Annotated in this window: 1 pseudogene; it reads left to right on the top strand. The window is 53.7% G+C overall.

The window, feature by feature from the left end:
- Positions 1-47: 47 nt before the first annotated feature.
- Positions 48-324: pseudogene (locus tag MXD62_RS10810) on the top strand (hypothetical protein); the annotation flags it as partial.

The following is a 324-nucleotide window of genomic DNA, read 5'->3' as shown; positions in this document are numbered from 1 at the left end:
GAACGGGTCGAGCCCAAAATGTAAACAGGGACGGACGCTATTGGCAGTTGGTTCAGGCCGCGCAAACGTTCCCGTCGCTGCAAGCGCCCAACTTTCTCTGGCTGGCTGTAGCCTTTGGGGGCTACGCCTTGTTGGTGGGGCCGATCATGTTTTTGGCATTCCGGGGGAAAAAGCGACGCGGCTATATTTGGGGGGTCGTACCGGTCGTTTCGATCATCACTTGCTTTGGTTTATATTTTTACGGGCTTTATCAACATGGTTCCGATGTGAAGGTATCCACTACCAGCCAGATTGATCTTGGAGGAACCGGGCAAGCAGTCGTAC

Source organism: Frankia sp. Mgl5, assembly GCF_023242985.1.
Lineage (GTDB): Bacteria > Actinomycetota > Actinomycetes > Frankiales > Frankiaceae > Parafrankia > Parafrankia soli.
The sequence above is the reverse complement of the archived record's forward strand: the minus strand, read 5'-3'. Positions and strand labels throughout refer to the sequence as shown.